Below are 4,387 nucleotides of genomic sequence, written 5' to 3'. Positions count from 1 at the left end.
TTCGAAAGGACGTCTTTCCTGAACCGGTTTTTCTTCTGTTGAAGTCGTTGTTGCTTCAGGAGCACTTGCCGCTTCTTCCGCTTTCGGAGCTTCAGTTGATTCTGCTTTCGCTTCTGTTACCGTAGCTTCTTTTGCAGCCGGAATGCGTTTGCGCTTTTCTTTTGAGTGAGAATTGGAATTGCTTTCTGCTTCCGGTTTTGCTTCTTTCACTTCCGCTTTTACTTCAGTGTTATCAGGAGTTTCTGATGAAAAAAGATCTGTAGCAAGGGCGCTTTGCTCTGTTTTAGGTTCAGCAACTTTTTTAGTAGTCTTCGGTTTTGCAGGAGCTTTTTCTGTTGGTTCGGAAGGAGCAGCGTTTGCTTGAATCTGCTCAATCAATTCGTTTTTCTTGAATGATTCAACCTTCTTAACCCCAAGAGATTTAGCAATTTCCCTTAATTCTGGTAATAACTTACCGTCTAAGTCTTTTTTATTCATATAAAATTTTGGACTAGTTGTATTGTATTCGACTGAATACTTGCGAAAAGCAATGTAATTTCAATTACGATGTTGCAATATTACAAATATTCCTTATACAAGCACAATGAAATTACTTTTTTTCAGAAAAAAATAGGTTTTGTTTTCATTTTTATCCTATTAAATTTGTGCCCACAGCGAAAAAAACATAAAATTCCCCATGAAGATATCTAAAACACTTATTCTACGTCTGCTAATTGTCTTGTTTTATGCTGTTTTGATAGCACTGAAAATTTTCAATAAACATGTAGATCCATTTGCTTTGATTGCTCCGGGAACCATTGTTGCCGGTGTGATTGGCGGTTGGTTTTTGTTTAAAACGCGTAGAAATCTATTGTATTATATCGCATTGTATGGATTTACTGCCTTATTGTTTTATGTAGAACGATTGGGCGGAGATGCTTTGTTTATCGGAGGGCATATTGTGAAATTCCTGCTAATGGGTATGCTGATCGGGTTTTCCATGCGTGGTAAAAAATTGTCGTTATGGATTTTCTCTTCGATGATCATCGGGGTGGAAGTTGGTTTGGACTTCCCGGAAATGTCGCTGGAATTGAAACGCTTCGGAGATATTTTCCTGCGACTGATCAAAACGCTGGTTGCTCCTTTGCTGTTCTCTACACTGGTTGTCGGAATTGCGGGACACAGTAATTTAAGACAGGTCGGAAGAATTGGTTTAAAGAGTATTATTTACTTTGAGATCGTCACCACGTTTGCCTTGTTCTTAGGATTGGCTGCTATTAACCTGACAGAAGCAGGAAAAGGTGTTCAGCAAGTGGAAGTGTCCGAAAAAATGAAAGAAAAGTCTACGGATTTACTTGCTCAGCTTGAGAAACCGAAAGACCATATTGTAGATATTTTCCCGGAGAATTTCGCGAAATCCATTGTTGAAAATCAGGTACTTCAGATTGTTGTGTTCTCATTGATTTTTGCAATTGCACTGAGTCTGGTTCAAAACCTGAAGCACAAGGAGACCATGATCAACTGGATGGAAAGTCTTTCGGAGGTGATGTTCAAGTTTACGGATATTGTGATGTACGTTGCTCCGCTTGCTGTGTTTGGCTCCATTGCGTATACGGTGGCAAATTCCGGAACGGAAGTTTTGGGGAACCTCATGAAACTGGTAGGTACGCTTTATGTGACGCTGGTTGTCTTTATATTGGTTGTTCTATTGCCAATTGCGTTACTTGCGAAAGTTCCGTTGAGAGGGTTTCTGAAAGCAGTTACTGAACCCATGTCTGTTGCTTTTGCTACCGCGAGTAGCGAGGCTGCTTTACCGAAAGCATTGGAGAACATGGAGCGGTTCGGAATTCCAAAGAAAATCGTTGGTTTTGTGATTCCGACCGGGTATTCGTTCAACCTGGATGGAACAACACTTTATTTATCCATGGCTACGGTTTTTGTGGCGCAGATGAGCGGGGTGGATCTCACCATCGGACAACAGGTTTCTATTTGTTTGACCCTGATGCTTACGAGTAAAGGTGTTGCCGGTGTAAGAGGAGCATCTTTCGTTATTCTGACTACGACTTTAATGGATTACAAACATTTGGGAATCAGTGTGGAAAAAGCCGGGATTATTCTTGGAATTGATGCGTTGATGGATATGGCCCGAACTTCGGTCAATGTACTTGGAAACTGCCTGGCTTCTGCAGTAATTGCACGGAGTGAGGGAGAGTTGTTAATCGAAAAAAACGACGAATAAAGTTCCTTATCCGTCGTTTTCCCCTACAATATTTTAATGAGGTTCATCATTGATGCGCTTTACAACCGTGGAATTGGAGTTTCAATTCTTCAGCAGATGACACATGCGGGCTGGCTTCTTCTTTGGCGATATAGTCCTTTGAGGAAAGCGAAGAAACCGCTTCGCGCTTCACTCCTGATTCAGTTGAACAGGAATGTAACCCATTGAGCGCGAACAGTGTGAAACAAAATAATTTGAACCTCATAATCATAAATCGAATATAGGTCAAATGAAAAACACCCGAAATTGAAAATGCGTTCCTGGTTACTTTCGTCGAACAAAAGGTTGTTTTCGTCGATTACTAAATCCTACTTCAACTTATGCTTTAAGTGCATTCCTGTGTAGTTGTTTTTTCGCTGAACCAATTCCTCCGGAGTTCCGGTAAATTCAATGTTTCCGCCGTTAATACCACCTTCCGGACCAATGTCGATAATCCAGTCGGCAGCTTTAATCACATCCATGTTGTGTTCGATCACAATGATCGAATGCCCATCGTCTACCAGGCGGTTAAAGGCAATCAGCAATTTCTCGATATCGTAAAAATGAAGTCCGGTTGTCGGTTCGTCAAAGATAAAAAGTGTTTTATTGGTTTTTTGTGCTCCTTTGATCAGGAACGAAGCTAGTTTTACCCGTTGTGCTTCACCACCACTCAATGAACTACTGGATTGTCCCATTTGAAGATAACCCAAACCAACATCTTCCAAAGGCTGGATTTTCTGAATAATTTTTTCGTCCAGCTTATCCGTCCCTTCTTTGAAGAAAGTCAAAGCAGAAGAAATATCCATGTTCAGAATGTCTGAAATGTTTTTTCCACGATAATGAACTTCCAAAGCTTCCTGGCGATACCTGCTTCCACCGCAGGCTTCACAATTTAAGTGAACGTCTGCCATGAATTGCATACTCACCGTAACAACTCCTTCGCCTTCGCACATTTCACAGCGTCCGCCTTCTACGTTGAAAGAGAAGAATCCGGCTTTATACCCGTTGTGTTTGGAAGCATTTTGCCGGGCAAACAATTCGCGGATATCGTCAAAAGCTTTGACATAAGTCACCGGGTTACTTCGGGAAGATTTTCCGATCGGATTCTGGTCGATCAATTCGATTTCCGCAATGCTTGATAAATCTCCTTCAATGCGTTTCACATTTCCCTGGTGATCTCCAAACTGTCCTAAGTATTTACGAATTCCAGGGTACAGGATTTCTTTTACCAACGTAGATTTCCCCGATCCGCTCACACCTGTAACGGCTACAATGCGGTTCAACGGAAAGTCGACCGAAACATTTTTCAGGTTGTGCTCTTTGGCTCCGATCACTGAAATTTTATTTTTTCCGTTTCTGCGTTTTTTCGGAACGGGAATTTCTCTTACTCCGGTTAAATATTGTGTTGTGAGACTGGTTTCATTCTTTGTCAGTGCGTCAAATTTTCCCTGGAAGACCACTTCACCACCGAATTTTCCGGCTGCCGGACCAATATCAATGATTTCGTCGGCATGAAGCATCATATCTTCTTCGTGTTCCACAACAATAACCGTATTTCCGAGATCACGCAATTTTTTCAAAACGCCGATCAATCGTTCCGTGTCTCTCGGGTGCAAACCGATACTCGGTTCATCCAAAATATACATCGATCCGACCAAACTACTTCCCAATGAGGTTGCCAGGTTGATTCGTTGTGATTCTCCACCGGAAAGCGTATTTGCCGCACGGTTTAAAGTCAGGTATCCCAAACCTACGTCGCACAAAAATGAGAGTCGCTGAGTAATTTCCGGAAGAATGCGCTTGGTGATTTGTGCTTCAAAGTTATCGACTTCTAAATTCCGGAAAAACTCCAATGCTTTTTCAATCGGCATCAAAACCAGTTCTTTGATGGAAATACCACCTACTTTTACATAGTTTGCATCTTCACGCAGACGTGTTCCGTGACATTCCGGGCAGCTTGTTTTTCCTCTGTAACGGGAAAGCAAGACGCGGTATTGAATTTTGTATGACTGGCTTTCAACGAATTTGAAGAAACCGTTGATTCCTGCAAAATGCTGGTTTCCGTTCCAAAGTAGTTCGACTTGTTCTTCCGTCAATTCTTCCACCGGCCGGTGAATCGGAAAATCGAATTTGCGGGCGTTTCGAACCAAT

General features: G+C 41.9%; 4 protein-coding genes. 2 read left to right on the top strand and 2 right to left on the bottom strand.

Annotation, left to right across the window (positions count from 1 at the left end):
* Positions 1-477: Rho termination factor N-terminal domain-containing protein (locus Q1V93_RS03885; RefSeq protein WP_300661709.1), on the bottom strand; the 477-nt coding region annotated here is incomplete at its 3' end.
* Positions 478-676: 199 nt separating this feature from the next.
* Between Q1V93_RS03885 and Q1V93_RS03880 the strand changes: the two genes are divergently transcribed.
* Together Q1V93_RS03880 and Q1V93_RS03875 are read left to right on the top strand one after the other, a co-directional pair.
* The gene (locus tag Q1V93_RS03880; protein ID WP_300661706.1) at positions 677-2,218 is read left to right on the top strand and encodes a cation:dicarboxylase symporter family transporter; all 1,542 of its coding nucleotides are present in this window, start codon (positions 677-679) and stop codon (positions 2,216-2,218) included.
* 36 nt (positions 2,219-2,254) lie between these two features.
* Positions 2,255-2,425, top strand: coding sequence for a hypothetical protein (locus Q1V93_RS03875; RefSeq protein ID WP_300661703.1), 171 nt, complete (start codon positions 2,255-2,257; stop codon positions 2,423-2,425).
* Between the two features lie 140 nt (positions 2,426-2,565).
* On the opposite strand, the gene uvrA is transcribed toward Q1V93_RS03875, so the two are convergent.
* The coding region (gene uvrA, locus Q1V93_RS03870) for an excinuclease ABC subunit UvrA (RefSeq protein WP_300661696.1) at positions 2,566-4,387 on the bottom strand (1,822 nt) is incomplete at its 5' end.

The organism is Fluviicola sp. (assembly GCF_030151805.1).
Lineage (GTDB): Bacteria > Bacteroidota > Bacteroidia > Flavobacteriales_D > Crocinitomicaceae > Fluviicola.
Note: the sequence above shows the minus strand (reverse complement) of the source record. Positions and strands in the feature narration are given on the sequence as shown.

Excerpts from the sequence above, each read along its gene's own strand:
- Q1V93_RS03875 (WP_300661703.1), top strand. The coding sequence starts at position 2,255 with ATGAGGTTCATCATTGATGCGCTTTACAACCGTGGAATTGGAGTTTCA.
- Q1V93_RS03880 (WP_300661706.1), top strand. The coding sequence starts at position 677 with ATGAAGATATCTAAAACACTTATTCTACGTCTGCTAATTGTCTTGTTT.